General features: G+C 69.0%; 14 protein-coding genes. 8 read left to right on the top strand and 6 right to left on the bottom strand.

Features of this window, described 5'->3' with window-relative positions; all coding sequences use genetic code 11:
* Nucleotide 1: 1 nt before the first annotated feature.
* From ACQUSX_RS14605 to ACQUSX_RS14590, 4 genes are all read right to left on the bottom strand, one after another.
* Nucleotides 2–1,591 carry an acyl-CoA carboxylase subunit beta gene (locus tag ACQUSX_RS14605; RefSeq protein ID WP_428907774.1) on the bottom strand — a complete coding sequence of 530 codons (1,590 nt, stop codon included), beginning with the start codon at nt 1,589–1,591 and terminating at the stop codon, nt 2–4.
* 111 nt (nt 1,592–1,702) lie between these two features.
* Nucleotides 1,703–2,008, bottom strand: a complete 306-nt coding sequence (locus ACQUSX_RS14600; protein ID WP_428907775.1) for a hypothetical protein — start codon at nt 2,006–2,008, stop codon at nt 1,703–1,705.
* 77 nt (nt 2,009–2,085) lie between these two features.
* Nucleotides 2,086–3,051: a hypothetical protein gene (locus ACQUSX_RS14595; protein ID WP_428907776.1), complete on the bottom strand. Its 966-nt coding sequence runs from the start codon at nt 3,049–3,051 to the stop codon at nt 2,086–2,088.
* Between the two features lie 79 nt (nt 3,052–3,130).
* The gene (locus ACQUSX_RS14590) at nt 3,131–3,823 is read right to left on the bottom strand and encodes a phosphocholine cytidylyltransferase family protein (RefSeq protein ID WP_428907777.1); all 693 of its coding nucleotides are present in this window, start codon (nt 3,821–3,823) and stop codon (nt 3,131–3,133) included.
* A gap of 232 nt (nt 3,824–4,055) precedes the next feature.
* Here ACQUSX_RS14590 and ACQUSX_RS14585 point away from each other — a divergent pair, with 232 nt between their 5' ends.
* Genes ACQUSX_RS14585 through ACQUSX_RS14575 form a run of 3 tightly spaced genes read left to right on the top strand, consistent with a single transcriptional unit; the run spans nt 4,056 to nt 7,924 of the window.
* Nucleotides 4,056–6,083 carry an ABC transporter ATP-binding protein gene (locus tag ACQUSX_RS14585; protein WP_428907778.1) on the top strand — a complete coding sequence of 676 codons (2,028 nt, stop codon included), beginning with the start codon at nt 4,056–4,058 and terminating at the stop codon, nt 6,081–6,083.
* A complete protein-coding gene (locus ACQUSX_RS14580) occupies nt 6,059–7,624 on the top strand; it encodes a hypothetical protein (RefSeq protein ID WP_428907779.1) in 1,566 nt (521 codons plus the stop codon). The genes ACQUSX_RS14585 and ACQUSX_RS14580 overlap by 25 nt, the downstream gene beginning before the upstream one ends.
* A 33-nt stretch (nt 7,625–7,657) precedes the next feature.
* Nucleotides 7,658–7,924 (top strand): DUF3039 domain-containing protein, encoded by a 267-nt coding sequence (locus tag ACQUSX_RS14575; protein WP_045253497.1) that lies wholly within the window; start codon nt 7,658–7,660, stop codon nt 7,922–7,924.
* A 3-nt stretch (nt 7,925–7,927) separates the two neighbouring features.
* Here ACQUSX_RS14575 and ACQUSX_RS14570 read toward each other — a convergent pair whose 3' ends face one another.
* Nucleotides 7,928–9,247, bottom strand: a complete 1,320-nt coding sequence (locus ACQUSX_RS14570) for a nicotinate phosphoribosyltransferase (RefSeq protein WP_428907780.1) — start codon at nt 9,245–9,247, stop codon at nt 7,928–7,930.
* A gap of 91 nt (nt 9,248–9,338) precedes the next feature.
* Here ACQUSX_RS14570 and ACQUSX_RS14565 point away from each other — a divergent pair, with 91 nt between their 5' ends.
* Genes ACQUSX_RS14565 through rdgB form a run of 5 tightly spaced genes read left to right on the top strand, consistent with a single transcriptional unit; the run spans nt 9,339 to nt 14,042 of the window.
* Nucleotides 9,339–10,883, top strand: coding sequence for a glycoside hydrolase family 3 protein (locus ACQUSX_RS14565; RefSeq protein ID WP_428907781.1), 1,545 nt, complete (start codon nt 9,339–9,341; stop codon nt 10,881–10,883).
* Nucleotide 10,884: 1 nt separating this feature from the next.
* Complete coding sequence (murQ, locus tag ACQUSX_RS14560) at nt 10,885–11,820, top strand: N-acetylmuramic acid 6-phosphate etherase (protein ID WP_428907782.1); 936 nt, start codon at nt 10,885–10,887, stop codon at nt 11,818–11,820.
* A gap of 11 nt (nt 11,821–11,831) precedes the next feature.
* A complete protein-coding gene (gene murI / locus ACQUSX_RS14555) occupies nt 11,832–12,671 on the top strand; it encodes a glutamate racemase (protein ID WP_428907783.1) in 840 nt (279 codons plus the stop codon).
* Between the two features lie 19 nt (nt 12,672–12,690).
* Nucleotides 12,691–13,449, top strand: a complete 759-nt coding sequence (gene rph, locus ACQUSX_RS14550) for a ribonuclease PH (RefSeq protein WP_428907784.1) — start codon at nt 12,691–12,693, stop codon at nt 13,447–13,449.
* Entirely contained in the window at nt 13,449–14,042 is a 594-nt protein-coding gene (rdgB, locus tag ACQUSX_RS14545) for an RdgB/HAM1 family non-canonical purine NTP pyrophosphatase (RefSeq protein ID WP_428907785.1), read from the top strand. The genes rph and rdgB overlap by 1 nt, the downstream gene beginning before the upstream one ends.
* Here rdgB and ACQUSX_RS14540 read toward each other — a convergent pair.
* Entirely contained in the window at nt 14,039–14,740 is a 702-nt protein-coding gene (locus ACQUSX_RS14540; RefSeq protein ID WP_428907786.1) for a DedA family protein, read from the bottom strand. The genes rdgB and ACQUSX_RS14540 overlap by 4 nt on opposite strands.
* Nucleotides 14,741–14,903: the final 163 nt, after the last annotated feature.

Genomic DNA, 14,903 nt, shown 5'->3' with positions numbered 1-14,903 from the left:
CTCACAGCGGGATGTTCCCGTGCTTCTTGGGCGGCAGGTCGGCGCGCTTGCCACGCAGAGAGCGCAGTGCCTTGGCTATCGCCACACGGGTGCTCGCGGGCTCGATGACCCCGTCGATCTCACCGCGCTCGGCGGCGAGGAACGGAGAGGTCACGCTGTAGGTGTACTCGTTGGCGAGGCGGGTGCGCACGGCGGCGACGTCCTCGCCGGCCTCGGAAGCGCGCTTGATCTCGTTGCGGTACAGGATGTTGACGGCGCCCTGGCCGCCCATGACGGCGATCTCGGCGGTGGGCCAGGCGAGGTTCACGTCTGCGCCGAGCTGCTTGGAGCCCATCACGATGTACGCGCCGCCGTACGCCTTGCGCAGGATCACCGTGACCAGCGGCACGGTGGCCTCGGCGTACGCGTAGATGAGCTTCGCGCCGCGGCGGATGACGCCGGTCCATTCCTGGTCGGTGCCGGGCAGGTAGCCGGGCACGTCGACGAGGGTCACGATCGGGATCGAGAAGGAGTCGCAGAAGCGGACGAAGCGACTGGCCTTCTCGCCTGCTTCGATGTTCAGCGTTCCGGCCATCTGCGAGGGCTGGTTGGCGATGATGCCCACCGAGCGCCCTTCGACGCGACCGAAACCGATGACGATGTTCGGGGCGAACAGCGGCTGCACCTCGAGGAACTCGCCCTCGTCGACGACGTGCTCGATGACGGTGTGGATGTCATAGGGCTGGTTGGGCGAGTCGGGGATGATCGTGTTGAGCACGTGATCGGCATCCGTCGTCTCGAACTCGAACGCCGAGTCGTACGACGGCACCTCTGCCATGTTGTTGTCGGGCAGGTAGCTGAGCAGTGTGCGCGCATAGTCGAGCGCGTCGTCCTCGTCTTCGGCGAGGTAGTGCGCCACGCCGGAGCGGGTGTTGTGCGTGTAGGCGCCACCGAGCTCCTCCATGCCGACGTCCTCGCCGGTGACGGTCTTGATGACGTCGGGGCCGGTGACGAACATCTGGCTGGTCTTGTCGACCATGATGACGAAGTCGGTGAGCGCGGGACCATAGACGGCGCCGCCGGCGGCCGGTCCCATGATGATCGAGATCTGCGGGATGACGCCGGAGGAGCGGGTGTTGTGCCGGAAGATCTCGCCGTACTTGCTGAGTGCGAGCACGCCCTCCTGGATGCGCGCGCCGCCGGAGTCGAGGATGCCGATGATGGGCATGCCGCCCTGCAGCGCGTACTGCATGATCTTGATGATCTTGTCGCCGGCGACCTCGCCGAGCGAGCCGCCGAACGTGGTGAAGTCCTGCGAGTACACGGCGACGGTGCGGCCGTGGATCGTGGCGATGCCGGTGACGACCGAGTCGCCGTAGGGTCGGTTGCGATCCATGCCGAAGGAGGTCGTGCGGTGGCGCACGTACTCGTCGAACTCGACGAAGCTGCCGTTGTCGACGAGCAGCTCGATGCGCTCGCGCGCCGTCATCTTGCCCTTGGCGTGTTGCTTCTGCTGGGCGATCTTCTCCGGCTCGACGACCGCCTCGCTGAATCGAGAGCGGAGGTCCGCGATCTTGGCGGCCGTGGTCGAGAGGTCTGGCGTTTCCGTCACGGATTCCACACTAGCGCCGGGGCTTGCTTCGCCGTTGGACGCTCGGCACAACGAGGGCCCGGTTCCTTTGGTGGTTCTCTTCGTCGGGTGCGATGTCCGCTCGCGCGGCTGTCACACCACGAACCGCCATACGTACTCCAGGCCGTCGGCCTGCCGGAACCACGCGACGGTCACCACCACCTCGTCAGGGTCGGAAGCGCACAGACACAGCTCCATCGTCTCGGCCGGCAGCACCTGCCCCCACAGGTCGACGACCTTCTGATCGTCGACGTCGTCGCGGAAGACGCGTACGAAATCGACGGGCTCACGGCCCGCGTTCATGACCACGGGATGCTGCCTGTCTCGGCGCGAGATCACCCAAGGCACGCAGTAGGCGACGGGCGGAGGCGGCTGAGCGGGGTCGATGGGATGCAGCATCCCGTCACGCTAAGAACGACCTCCGACGCCGCGAGCTTCCGCGCCGAGGATCCTGCGGAACCTGTGGAGAAGTCGGCTCACTGCCCGTCTGTGGAGGACGACTCCGCAGCATCCGACTCGCGCCGCGGCTTGCGAAGCTTCGCGCCAACTCCGCGCCCCGCAGCACTCACCCCGCGACCTGCAGCGCCCAGACCGCGTCCGACGCTCCCGGCGATCCCGACGACGCCTCCGCCGAGGTAGCGGGCGCCCGACAGCATCCGCCGCTCCAGCTTCTCCGAGCCGGGGACCGGCTCGAGTTCCGCCGGCATCAGCGCCGGCGCCGTGCCGAATGCGCGGCGCGAGGTGGTGAGAACGCGGCGCCCGAGGATGTGGTTGCCCGCCCCGCCGATGACGGCGCCGATGCCGAACGGCAGCGCCTTGCCGATGAACGACGCACCGCCGCTGGCGGCGAACTGCCGGATGAACGCCGACTTCAATCGGTCGACCAGCGGCCCCACGGCGGCGCGCGGCATCGATTTCGTCACCAGTTCGCCCCAGTACGCGGAACGCGACCCGCCCTTGCCGGCGACCTGCCGGGTCAGTTGAGAGACGAGATCGACGCCCTCCTTGCCGAGCATCAGCGTCATGACGAGGGCGCGGGCGCGATCCGGGTTCTCGATCGCGATGCCGTGCACCTCTGCGACCGACTGGGCGAACAGCGCCGTCGACTCCATGAACCCGATCGTCTCGACTCCGGAGAGCGCGAGCGTCACGCCGGTGCCGATACCGGGCACGACGGCCGTCGCGCCCACGGCCGCGCCGCCGGTGGTCACCGCGGCGAGATAGCGGGTCTCGAGGATCCGCACGATCTGGTCGGGCGTCGCGTTCGGATTGCGCAGTCGGATGCTGCGGATGTGCGCGACCACGAGCGGACGCTGCACGGCCATCACGCGGTCGATTCCGCGAACCGTGAGCGGGTGCTCCTTCGAGCCGACGGGCGGTATCGCACTGTCCCACGGGGCGCCGTCGGGCAGGGAGTGGATCTTGTGGACCTTGTCGGGCATGCGGCGATCCTACGCACAGCATCCGCAAGAACGCCGCAAGCCGCCTCCCGGAGGAGACGGCTTGCGGCGCAGAGTGGAATCATACGAACAGGTTCGCGCGCTCCAGATCTTCGGCGAAGTCGACCTCGACCGCGTACAGGTCGGAGACGTCCATCGGCTCGAGCAGCAGGCCGTCCTCAGCGATCGCCAACTCGAGACCGCGCTCGAAGTAGTCCTGGTCGTCGACGCGCTGCAGCTGGCGCATGAACGCCTTCTTGTCAGCCGACGAGATGTAGTTGATGCCGACGGCCTCGCCGAGCCCGCCCTTGACCGTCTTCGACAGCTCCTTGATGAAGCCCTCAGCCGTGACGGTGTACTTGACCTCTTCGTCGCTGACCTTCGAGGTGTTGACGGTCACGAACGACTGGTCGCGCTCGATGAACTCGATGGCGCGGCCAAGGATGCGCGGGTCGAAGACCACATCGCCGTTCATCCACAGCACGCCGCCCTTGCCGGTCACGGTCAGTGCGCGCAGCAGGCTCTTGGACGTGTTCGTCACGTCGTAGCGCTCGTTGTGCACGTACTTGGCGGAGGGGAAGGCCTCGATGATCGTCTCTGCGCGGTAGCCGACGACAGCCGTGATGCGGGCGTCGCTGCCGAACGCTGCGCGGATGTTGTCGTGCTGCTGGCGCATGATGGTGCGGCCGTCGCTGAGCTCGGTCAGCGGCTTGGGCAGGGCGCGACCGAGGCGCGAGCCCATTCCTGCGGCCAGGATGACGGTCTGAAGAGTCACGATTTCTCCTAATAAAGAACTGTGTTCACTGTCGATTCATCGACGGGACACCTCTTCGTGCCTTGGCAATGCTACTGATTTCACCTGGGAGGCCACGGGGCGTTGCGGATGACGTTGCTGTTTCGTGATCGATTGCACACGAGTTTGCCAGACTCGCGCGCAGTGCATCATAGTGACTCGAACCGTCATCAACTCGGGTGCGTTGTCGGGGCCGCTTGGTACCGTAGTAGGCGTGACAGCTGCCCCCGAGTTCGAGGACGATCGCTCCGCCAGGTCCGAGGTCGAGACGGTGGATGCTGTGCAGGCACCTGAAGCGGTGGAGAAGCCCGCGGATGCGAAGACCGACCGGACGCCCGGGCGCACCACGGCAGCCAAGAAGCCGACTGCTGCGAAGAAGCCAGCCGCTGCCAGGAAGCCGGCCGCGAAGACCGCGCCGGTGACGAAGAAGACGGCCGCCGCGAAGAAGAGCACCACGGAGAGCGCTGCCGACTCCGCGGCGCGGACAGCGGCGGCGAAGAAGGCCGCGTCCACCACGGCGGCGGCGAAGTCGTCTGCTGCCAGGACCGCCGCAGCGACGACCGCCGCGAAGACGGCGGCGGCGAAGAAGGCTGCGTCGGAAGCAGCGGCTGTCAAGGCCGCTGCCAAGGCGGACACCGAGAATGCGGCGGCGGCGAAGGCGGCGGCTGCGAAGACGTCCGCCGAGAAGGCAGCCGCAGCCAAGCCCGCGGCCAAGAAGCCGGCCGAGAAGAAGCCGACGACCGCAGTCAAGAAGACGACCGCTGCCAAGACGACGACCGCCGCCAAGACGACGGCCGCTACCAAGACGACGGCCGCTACCAAGACGACGGCCGCTACCAAGACGACGGCCGCTGCCAAGAAGACGACAACTGCCAAGAAGACCACGACTGCGACGACGGCGAAGAAGACGCCCGCAGTGAAGAGCGCAGACACGAGCACGGATGCCAAGATCGCATCCGCTGCGCACGAGAAGCCCGCCGCGCGCAAGCCCGCGGCGAAGAAGACCCGCGCCGCGGCAGCCGCAGCACCGGTCGCGATGCCGATCGTGACGACGGATGCCGTCATGGACCTGACGGAGGCGCCGGCGCGACGACTGGTCGCAGCGTCGCACAGTGCACCGGATGCGACCGAAGCGCGCCCTCCGCGGAAGGCGGCGGTCGCCGACGCCCCGCCGGTCGTCGAATTCGTCCCCGTGGTCACTGAGCTCGCACCTGCGGTCACCGCAGAGGCAGCCGCGCCGAGCGCCGCAGAGGCAGCGGCATCGGTGGCCGAAGCGGAGCCCGTGACCGACGAGGCACCTGCGATCGACGAGGCGCCTGCGGCCGACGAGGCACCTGCGATCGACGAGGCGCCTGCTGCCGACGAGGCGCCGGTGGCCGAAGCGGAGCCCACGACCGACGAGGCGACCGCTGGGGACGCCGAATCCGTGACGGATGCGCCGGTTGACGTGCCAGCGGACGCTGTGGTCGGTGCTCCCGCTCCTGCCGAGGCGATCCGCATCCGCGGTCTCGTCAAGCGGTTCGGCGACACGCTCGCCGTCGACGGGATCGACCTGACGGTGCCCGCGGGGTCCTTCTACGGACTCGTCGGACCCAACGGCGCCGGCAAGACCACCACCCTCTCGATCATCTCGGGCCTGCTGCGTCCTGACGCCGGGACCGTCCAGATCAGCGGCATCGATCAGCGAGCGAAGCCGTTGGAAGCCAAGCGCGTGATGGGGGTGCTGCCCGACAGGCTGCGCACGTTCGACCGTCTCACCGGACGTCAGCTGCTGTTCTACTACGGGCAGCTGCGCGGTCTGAAGCGCCCCGTCATCGAGAGCCGCACCGCGGATCTCGCCCGCGCATTCGACCTGAACGAGGCACTCAGCCGCGTCGTGTCGGACTACTCCGCGGGTATGACGAAGAAGCTCATGCTCGCCGGCGCGCTCATCCACTCTCCGCGGGTGCTGGTGCTCGATGAGCCGTTCGAAGCCGTGGATCCGGTGTCGTCGGGCGTGATCCTCGACATCCTCCGCGCCTACGTCTCGCACGGCGGCACGGTGATCCTCTCCAGCCACGGCATGGACCTGGTCGAGCGGGTCTGCTCGCGCGTCGCCGTGATCGTCGGCGGCGAGGTGCTCGCCGAAGGCACGATCGATGAGGTTCGAGCGGGACGCAGTCTCACGCAGCGCTTTGTCGAGCTCTCCGGATCGGGCGGCGAAGTGGAGGGACTGGAGTGGTTGCACACGTTCTCCGACTGAGGCTCGCGCTGCTCGTCGGCGCGACGCGCGGAGAGCACGGAGTGCGCCGGGTGCTGGCACTGCTGGCATCCATCGCCATCACCGTCGCGGTCTGCATCGCGATCATCGGCCTGGGCAGCGCGCCTTTGCCCACCGCTCACACGGTGCTCGTACTGGGCGCAGCGGCGACGTTCTTGGCATTCTTCCTCGCGCCCATGCTCACGGGCTCGCCGGATCAGCTGGATCCGCGCCGGTTCGCACCTTTCGCGGTCGACGTCAGGCAGCTGCCGTGGATCCTCGCGCTGGCGTCGCTGATCAGCGTCCCGAGCCTCGCACTCATCGCGGTCACGACCTGCCTGGTCTTCGTCGCGATCAGCGCCGGAGCGCCGACCGCACTGGCCGTGCTCGCCGGAGTCGTCGGAGTGCTCTCCACGGCACTGGCGGCGCGGATCGGCATGGCGATCAGCGCGATCCTGCTGCCCGAGCGCCGCTCGCGCGAGCTCACCGTGCTGATCACGATCCCCGTCCTGGTGATCGCCTTCCCCGTGGCTGCGTACTTCGCCTCGCTCCGGTGGGACGGCAACGTGCCCGGCGCTGTGGACGTCGCCACGAACGTGGTCGGATTCTCGCCGCTCGCGGCACCGCACGCCCTGCTTTTCCACCTCGCCGCAGGCGAACAGCGCGAGGCTCTGGCGAGCGGATCGATCGCGCTGGCATCCTTCCTCGCGCTGCTCGGTCTGTGGGCGTACCTCGTGCACCGGCTCTCGACCGTCACCGAGCGGCCGTACGCGACGCGCGAGCGGTCCGGCCTCGGCTGGTTCGGCACGCTGCCGGCCAACGCCTTCGGCGCGGTTGCCGCGCGCAGTCTGGTGTACTGGCTGCGCGATCGCCGCTACATCGTGAACCTCCTCGTCGTGCCGATCGCCGGTGTGCTCACTGTCTTCCCGCTGATCGTGGCCGGGGTTCCGGTGTGGATCGCGGCGCTGGTGCCGGTGCCGCTGATGGCGCTGTTCTTCGGCTGGCTGCCGCACAACGACGTCGCATACGACTCGACCGCGCTGTGGATCCACATCGCCAGCGGAGTGCGCGGGCTCCCCGACCGGCTCGGACGCCTCGTGCCGGTGCTGCTGGTGTCGATCCCGCTGCTGGCGATCGCCGTCTCCGTGACCCTGGCATTCATCGCCCAATGGAGCCTGCTGCTGCCGCTGATCGGTGTGGCCGCGGTGCTGCTGCTGAGCGCACTCGGCATGTCGAGCATCGCCTCAGTCGTCTTCCCATACGCGGTGTCGCGACCGGGAGACAGCCCCTTCCAGCAGCCGCAGCGCTCGTCGTCGCACGGATCGTTCGGCGCGGCCGGCACCTTCATCGGCGCGCTGCTGTTCAGCGCACCGACGATGTGGCAGTTCGGTCTGACCATCGTCGAGGGCGATCAGCATGCGCCCGCGACCTTCTGGCTCGGGGTCATCACTGGTGTCCTGGTGCTCTTCGGAGGCGCGGCCATCGGCGGTGCGATCTTCGAGCGCAGCGGTGAGCGGCTGATGGAGTTCGTCGAGACGACCTGAGCCGCCGGTGCGAACCGCGGCTAGAATCGCGTCATGAGTACTCCGCTGGACAGCCCCGATCAGGGTGGCGTGGCAACACTTGATCGCGAACTCGAAGAGCTCCTCCGTGAGGAGAATCTCGAGCCCGGCGACCATGAGCGCTTCTCGCATTATGTGAAGAAGGACAAGATCCTCGAGTCGGCGATCACCGGGAAGCCGGTCCGCGCGCTCTGCGGCAAGAAGTGGACGCCGGGGCGCGACCCGGAGAAGTTCCCGATCTGCCCCACGTGCAAAGAGATCTACGAGAGCATGGTCCGCTGACCGTCAGTCGGCATCAACAAACAGAGTCGGGATCGCCGGGTCCGACTTGCTGAGCGCCAGAGCGCGCACCGGCAGCTCCTCGCGCACATTGAGGTGATGATCGCGAGCGGATGCTGTTCCGGCGGCTCCTTCATGCGCGGAGTCGATCTCGCCGTTGTCGACGAGCACGACCTGAAGCGCGCGGGCATCCGGATGCTCGGCCGCGCTGTCGACCCGCTCGAACCCGTCTGCCACCGAGATGGTCTCGGCCACGGCGACGCCGTCGCGCAGCGTGCGGAAGGCCGCTTTGCGCCCGCCCTTCGAACTCTTGTCCGCGGATGCTTTCGCCACCGACACCCATGAATCCGTCGGGTCCTGTCGAGCGACGAGCTTGTACACCATGCCCGCGGTCGGATAGCCGGAGCCGGTGACGACCGACGTGCCCACCCCGTAGAAGTCCACCGGCGAGGCGGCGAGGGCAGCGATGGCGTATTCGTCGAGATCGCTGGTGACGGTGATCTTCGTCTCCGTGGCACCGAGCTCATCGAGCTGGGCGCGCACGGCGGCGGCGACCAGCGGCAGATCGCCCGAGTCCAGTCGCACCCCACCCAGACCGGTGCCTGCGACGCGAACCGCGGTATCGACGCCGTTTCGGATGTCGTAGGTGTCGACCAGCAGCGTGGTCTCGACACCGAGGCTCTCGACCTGCGAGCGGAACGCTGCCTCCTCGCTGTCGTGCAGCAGGGTCCAGGAGTGCGCGGCAGTGCCCATGGTCGGGATGCCCCATGTCCGGCCCGCCTCGAGATTGCTCGTGGCGCCGAATCCGGCGATGTAGGCGGCGCGGGCGGCGGCGACGGCGGACTGCTCCGCCGCGCGGCGCGAACCCATCTCGGCCAGCGGGCGCTCACCCGCGGCGATGCTCATCCGGGACGCCGCCGTCGCGACGGCGGAATCGTGATTCAGCACACTCAGCGCCAGGGTCTCGAGCACGACGGCATCCGCGAACGTGCCCTCGACGGTGAGGATCGGCGACCCGGGGAAGTACAGCTCGCCCTCGCGGTAGCCGCGGATCGTGCCGGTGAAGCGATAGTCCTCCAGATAGCGCAGCGCGGTGGCATCCACCACGTCGTGATCGCGCAGGTACCTCAGCTCGTCATCGCCGAAGCGGAACTCGCGCAGCAGCGACAGCAGGCGCCCCGTGCCGGCCACGACGCCGAAGCGGCGTCCGCCGGAGAGGCGGCGGGAGAACAGCTCGAAGATGCTCGGACGCTCGGCCGTGCCATCGCGCAGCGACGCCGCGAGCATGGTCAGTTCGTACCGGTCGGTGAGGAACGCGGAGCTCATCGGGCCAGTGTATCCAGCGCGTGAATCGGGAATACTGATGATCGGGCCGTGACAGTCGCCCGCGAAGACATCCACTGGCGAAGAGGCGAGCATGACCGAGGACGACCGACTGGAACGACTCGTCAACGGCGTGCTCTGGCCGGGGTTTCTCGGCGATGTCCTGCCTGCCTGGCTGGCGGCCGCACTGACCGACGGACTCGCCGGTGTCGTGTACTTCGCACAGAACCTCGACGGTGACACGGCCGCACTCAGCGCCGAGATCCACCGCACCGCGCCCCACGCGCTGATCGGCATCGACGAGGAGGGCGGCAGCGTCACGCGGATCGAGACGACCACGGGCTCGACCGTCCCCGGAGCCGCGCAGCTCGGCGCCCTCGACGACCTGGACGCCACCAGGGCGACCGCATACGAGATCGGCCGACGCGTGGACCGCATCGGTGCGGACGTCGTCATCGGGCCGGTCGCCGACGTCAACACCGATCCGCGCAACCCGGTGATCGGGGTGCGCGCCTTCGGCTCGGACACCGCGCTCGTGTCGCGTCACGTCGCAGCCTACGTGCAGGGGCTGCAGGATGCCGGTGTCGCCGGCTGTGCGAAGCACTATCCGGGCCACGGCGACACGCACACCGACTCCCATCACGACCTGCCCCGGCTGGCGCTCAGCCAGGACGAGATCGAGGCCGTGCACCTTCCGCCCTTCGCAGCGGCGGCGGATGCCGGGGTGCGCGCCATCATGACCGCCCACATCACCGCACCGCACTGGGGCCATGAACCCGTCACCCTGAACGGGAAGGCCCTGGGTGAGCTGCGCGAGTCCGGCTTCGAAGGCGTCATCATCACCGATGCGCTCGACATGGCGGCCATTCGCGAGACGGTCGGCATCGGGGGCGGAGCGGTGCAGGCGCTCGCCGCGGGCGCCGACCTGCTGTGCATCGGCAATCCGACCAACCCTGGAGCCGCGATGCTGGCCGACCAGGACGAGCGGGACTACCTCGCCGCCCGGGATGCGATCGTCGCGGCGGTCCGCAGCGGCGCCCTGCCGCGCGAGCGCGTCCAGGACGCAGCGGCGCGGGTGGCGTCGATGGCGGATGCCGTGCGCTCGCGCACGCCCGCAGCCGACGTCCCCTTCGATGCGGACAGCATCGCCGACCGGGCGCTGCATGTCGACGGCCACCTAGAGGCGTTCACCGACGGCCCGACCAGGGTCATCGACCTGCGTCGTCCGTCGAGCCTCGCGGTCGACAGCTCCGCCTCGCACGTTGCGCTCGCACTCGCCGCGGGCGGGGAGATCGTGCGCCTCGACGCTGCCGCGACGAGTCATGGCGAAGCCTCGGATGCCCATATCAGCGCCCTCGAAATCGACGCGCTTGCAGCCGAGCTGACTGCAGCCGACGTGGCCGCATCCGAGCCGACGCAGACGGTGATCCTCGTCGACCGCATCGAGGAGGGCGCCCCTCAGAGAGCGCTGCTCGATGGCATCCGCACCACGTTGCCGCACGCCGTCGTCGTGAACGTGGGCCTGGCAGCCGAGATCGACGGCCCGGCCATCACCGTCTCCGCGGCGAGCCTGCTCGCCGCACGCGCCGCGCGGCGCACCCTGCTGAACCCGCCCGCTCCCGACAGGAAGAAGAGCTGACATGGCCGACCGTGAAGAGCTGCGCTCCACCCTCGGAACCCTCTCGACCGAAGGCGTCGACCCACACTTCGCCGACCTCGACCTGCTGGGCACGGCCGACCAGGTCGCGCTGATGGCGCAGCAGGGCGTGGTCGCCGCTCAGGCCGTCGCCGGTGAGGCCGCGAGCATCGCGCGTGCGGTCGACGGGATCGTGGCGCGATTGCACCGCGGCGGCCGGCTGGTCTACATCGGCGCCGGCACGGCCGGGCGGATGGGCGTGCTCGACGCGAGTGAGATCCCGCCGACGTTCGGAACGGATCCGTCACTGGTCACCGGCCTGATTGCCGGCGGCGAGTACGCGTTGCGCGGCGCCATCGAGAACGCCGAGGACGACGACGCGGCGGGGGAGCAGGCCGGACGCGAGCTCGGCCCGGATGACGCGATCGTCGGCATCTCGGCATCCGGGCGCACCCCGTATGTCGCCGGCGCGCTCCGCGCCGCCCGGGAACGGGGCGCGTTCACGGTGAGCCTGGCATGCAACCGCGACGCCGAGATCTCGGCCGGAGTCGACGTCGCCATCGAGGTGGTCGTCGGCCCCGAGGTCGTCGCCGGATCGACCCGGCTGAAGGCGGGAACGGCGCAGAAGCTCGTACTGAACACCCTGTCGACCCTGGCGATGGTGCAGTCGGGCAAGGTGTTCGGCAACCTCATGGTCGATGTGCAGTCCACGAACGAGAAGCTGCGCGCCCGCGCCGAGCGCACTGTCATGCATGCCACCGCGTGCAGCGCCGATGAGGCGGCCGCTGCACTTGCCGCGGCCGGCGGCTCGGTGAAGACCGCGATCGCGATCGTGCTCACCGGAGCAGATGCCGACACGGTCGCTCGCGCGCTGGAAGCCACCGGCGGCAACCTGCGCGCGGCTCTCGCTGCTGCCCGCGACCAGGGCGGCGCCGACTAGGCTTGATCATCATGAACGACGCGCCCATCGGCATCTTCGACTCCGGAGTCGGCGGGCTCACGGTCGCCAGAGCCATTCGCGCTCAGCTGCCGCAGGAATCGCTCGTCTACATCGGCGACACGGCCCACTCGCCGTACGGGCCCAAGCCCATCGCGGATGTGCGGCGCTACAGTCTCGAGGTGCTCGACACCCTCGTCGATCAGGGCGTGAAGATGCTCGTGATCGCGTGCAACACGGCATCCGCCGCCATGCTGCGCGACGCGCGCGAGCGCTACGACGTGCCGGTCGTCGAGGTCATCGGCCCTGCCGTGCGCCGCGCGGTCTCGACGACCCGCAACGGCCGCGTCGGCGTGATCGGCACGGTCGGGACCATCGGCTCGCGCGCCTATCAGGACATGCTCGAGGTGAATGAGCGACTCGAGGTGTTCACCGCCGCGTGCCCGAGGTTCGTGGAGTTCGTCGAGGCGGGCATCACGGGCACACCCGAGGTGCTCGCGACGGCCGAGGGGTACCTTGCGCCGCTGCGCGACGCGGGCGTCGACACGCTCGTGCTCGGATGCACGCACTATCCCTTTCTGCGCGGAGCGATCAGCTACGTGATGGGGGACGGAGTCTCGCTCGTCTCCAGCGATGACGAGACGGCGGCGGACGTGTACCGGCAGCTCATGCGCCGCGACCTGCTCGCGCCTGCGGATGCCATCGCCAGGTACACCTATGAGGCGACCGGTCAGTCCGCCGACGACTTCACCCTGCTCGCCAACCGGCTGATGGGGCGCGAGGTCCGAGACGTGCAGCTCGTGCAGACCGGCGTCATCACCCTGCCGGATCTCTCCGACGCAGACCAGATCTGAACCCCTTCGAGAGGACACCATGACCGACATCGTCCGCGCCGACGGCCGCAGCGCCGATCAGCTCCGCGAGATCACCATCGAACGCGGCTGGTCCGCGCATGCCGAGGGATCGGCGCTGATCAGCTTCGGCGGCACGAAGGTGCTGTGCACCGCGTCTTTCACGAACGGCGTGCCCCGCTGGCTGACCGGCAAGGGCAAGGGGTGGGTCACCGCCGAGTACGCGATGCTGCCGCGGGCGACCAACTCGCGCAACGACCGCGAGAGCGTGAAGGGCCGCATCGGCGGCCGAACCCACGAGATCTCGCGCCTGATCGGGCGCGCGCTGCGCGCCGTCGTCGACACCAAGGCGCTGGGCGAGAACACCATCGTCATCGACTGCGATGTTCTGCAGGCGGACGGCGGCACCCGCACCGCGGCGATCACCGGCGCCTACGTCGCGCTCGCCGACGCGATCGAGTGGGGACGCGACAAGAAGTTCATCGGCAGGAACTCCACTCCGCTGCTCGACACGGTCGCCGCCGTCTCGGTCGGCATCATCGACGGCGAGCCCATGCTCGATCTGGCATATGTGGAGGATGTGCGCGCCGAGACCGATATGAACATCGTCGTCACCGGCCGCGGCCTCTTCGTCGAGGTGCAGGGCACCGCGGAGGGCGCGCCGTTCGACAAGCGCGAGCTTGACGCGCTGACCGATCTCGGGCTCAGCGGCTGCGCGGCGCTGAAGGAGCATCAGCTCGCGGCGCTGTCGCAGAGCCGCTCGACAGGGACCCGGGTCTGATGAAGGTCGTCCTCGCCACCCACAACCCGCACAAGGTCGCCGAGTTCCAGCAGATCGTCGCCGCCACCCGCCCGGATCTCGAGGTCGTGGGCTATGACGGACCGGAGCCGGTCGAGGACGGCGTGACCTTCGCTGTCAACGCGCTGATCAAGGCGCGCGCAGCGTCCGCGCACACCGGTCTGGCCGCTGTCGCGGACGATTCCGGCATCTGCGTCGACGTGCTGGGCGGGTCCCCCGGAGTGTTCTCCGCATACTGGGCCGGGCAGAAGAAGGACGCGAGCGCGAACCTCGAGCTGCTGCTCGACCAGCTGCGCGACATCGCCGACCCGCACCGCGCGGCACAGTTCCGCTCCACGATCGCCCTGGTCACCGCAGAAGGCGCCGAGCACGTGGTCGAGGGCGTGTGGCCGGGGCGTCTCGCGCATGCGGCATCCGGGGCGGGCGGCTTCGGCTACGACCCGATCTTCATCCCGGACGGCCAGGATCCGGCATCCGAGCGCACTGTCGGTGAGTTCTCGGATGCCGAGAAGCAGTCGCAGTCGCACCGTGCGCGCGCGTTCACCGCACTCGTGCCACTGCTCGAAGCGCTCTAGCCCGCGCGCGCGTCGGGCTCGTCCGTGGTCGCTGCGGCCCGCTTCTGACGCCGCAAGCGCAGCAGGCGGGCCACGATGAACCACAGCACCAGCAGCGCGATGACGGCGAGCACGGCCTTCGAGAGCACGCCGCTCCACTGCGCGAGCACCGGCTCGATCGCCGGGCCGAAGGCGAAGCCGAGGCCGATCCACACGCCGTTCCAGATGCCCGATCCGAGCAGCGTGTATGCGGTGAACTTCCACAGGGGCATCCGCTCGATACCCGCCGGGATCGAGATGAACGAGCGCACCAGCGGCACGCACCGCCCCACCAGCACCGCGACGCCGCCCCAGCGCTGGAAGAACGTCTCGGCTTTGTCGAAGTCCTCCGTCTCCATCAGCGGGATCGCGCCGACCAGGCGACGCGTGCGATCGCGACCGAGCGCTGCCCCCAGGGCGTACCAGATCCACGCGCCGATCAGCGCGCCGGCGGTCGCGGCGATCCACGCCCACCAGAAGCTCATCTTCCCGGCGTAGGCGAGGAAGCCCGCGCCGGGCAGGACCGCCTCGGACGGGATCGGCGGGATGAAGGTCTCGAGCAGCACGGCGACGCCGACCCCGATCTCACCGAGCGTCTGCATGAGTGAGAGCACCCAGCCGATGAATCCTTCGTACTCGGCATCGGCGGCGCTGAGCGCCACGAGCGCACTCGAGATCATCTGCGTCGTCCTCCTGTCTCCGCGACGCAGGTGCGTCCTTCTCATCGTGCCACGTGCCCCGCGTGGCGACCTGGGCAAGCTCTGGGATGCGCGCCTCGCAGCTGCAGGAGCTGTTGAGAACCGTTACCGTTCCCGACAGTCGCGCGGAGCGCGCCCCCGCCGC

It is taken from the genome of Microbacterium alcoholitolerans, from assembly GCF_050408615.1.
Classification (GTDB): domain Bacteria; phylum Actinomycetota; class Actinomycetes; order Actinomycetales; family Microbacteriaceae; genus Microbacterium.
Note: the sequence above shows the minus strand (reverse complement) of the source record. Positions and strands in the feature narration are given on the sequence as shown.

Excerpts from the sequence above, each read along its gene's own strand:
- ACQUSX_RS14600 (WP_428907775.1), bottom strand. The coding sequence starts at position 2,008 with ATGCTGCATCCCATCGACCCCGCTCAGCCGCCTCCGCCCGTCGCCTAC.
- ACQUSX_RS14595 (WP_428907776.1), bottom strand. The coding sequence starts at position 3,051 with ATGCCCGACAAGGTCCACAAGATCCACTCCCTGCCCGACGGCGCCCCG.
- ACQUSX_RS14575 (WP_045253497.1), top strand. The coding sequence starts at position 7,658 with ATGAGTACTCCGCTGGACAGCCCCGATCAGGGTGGCGTGGCAACACTT.
- ACQUSX_RS14570 (WP_428907780.1), bottom strand. The coding sequence starts at position 9,247 with ATGAGCTCCGCGTTCCTCACCGACCGGTACGAACTGACCATGCTCGCG.
- ACQUSX_RS14565 (WP_428907781.1), top strand. The coding sequence starts at position 9,339 with ATGACCGAGGACGACCGACTGGAACGACTCGTCAACGGCGTGCTCTGG.
- murQ (WP_428907782.1), top strand. The coding sequence starts at position 10,885 with ATGGCCGACCGTGAAGAGCTGCGCTCCACCCTCGGAACCCTCTCGACC.
- murI (WP_428907783.1), top strand. The coding sequence starts at position 11,832 with ATGAACGACGCGCCCATCGGCATCTTCGACTCCGGAGTCGGCGGGCTC.
- rph (WP_428907784.1), top strand. The coding sequence starts at position 12,691 with ATGACCGACATCGTCCGCGCCGACGGCCGCAGCGCCGATCAGCTCCGC.
- rdgB (WP_428907785.1), top strand. The coding sequence starts at position 13,449 with ATGAAGGTCGTCCTCGCCACCCACAACCCGCACAAGGTCGCCGAGTTC.
- ACQUSX_RS14540 (WP_428907786.1), bottom strand. The coding sequence starts at position 14,740 with ATGATCTCGAGTGCGCTCGTGGCGCTCAGCGCCGCCGATGCCGAGTAC.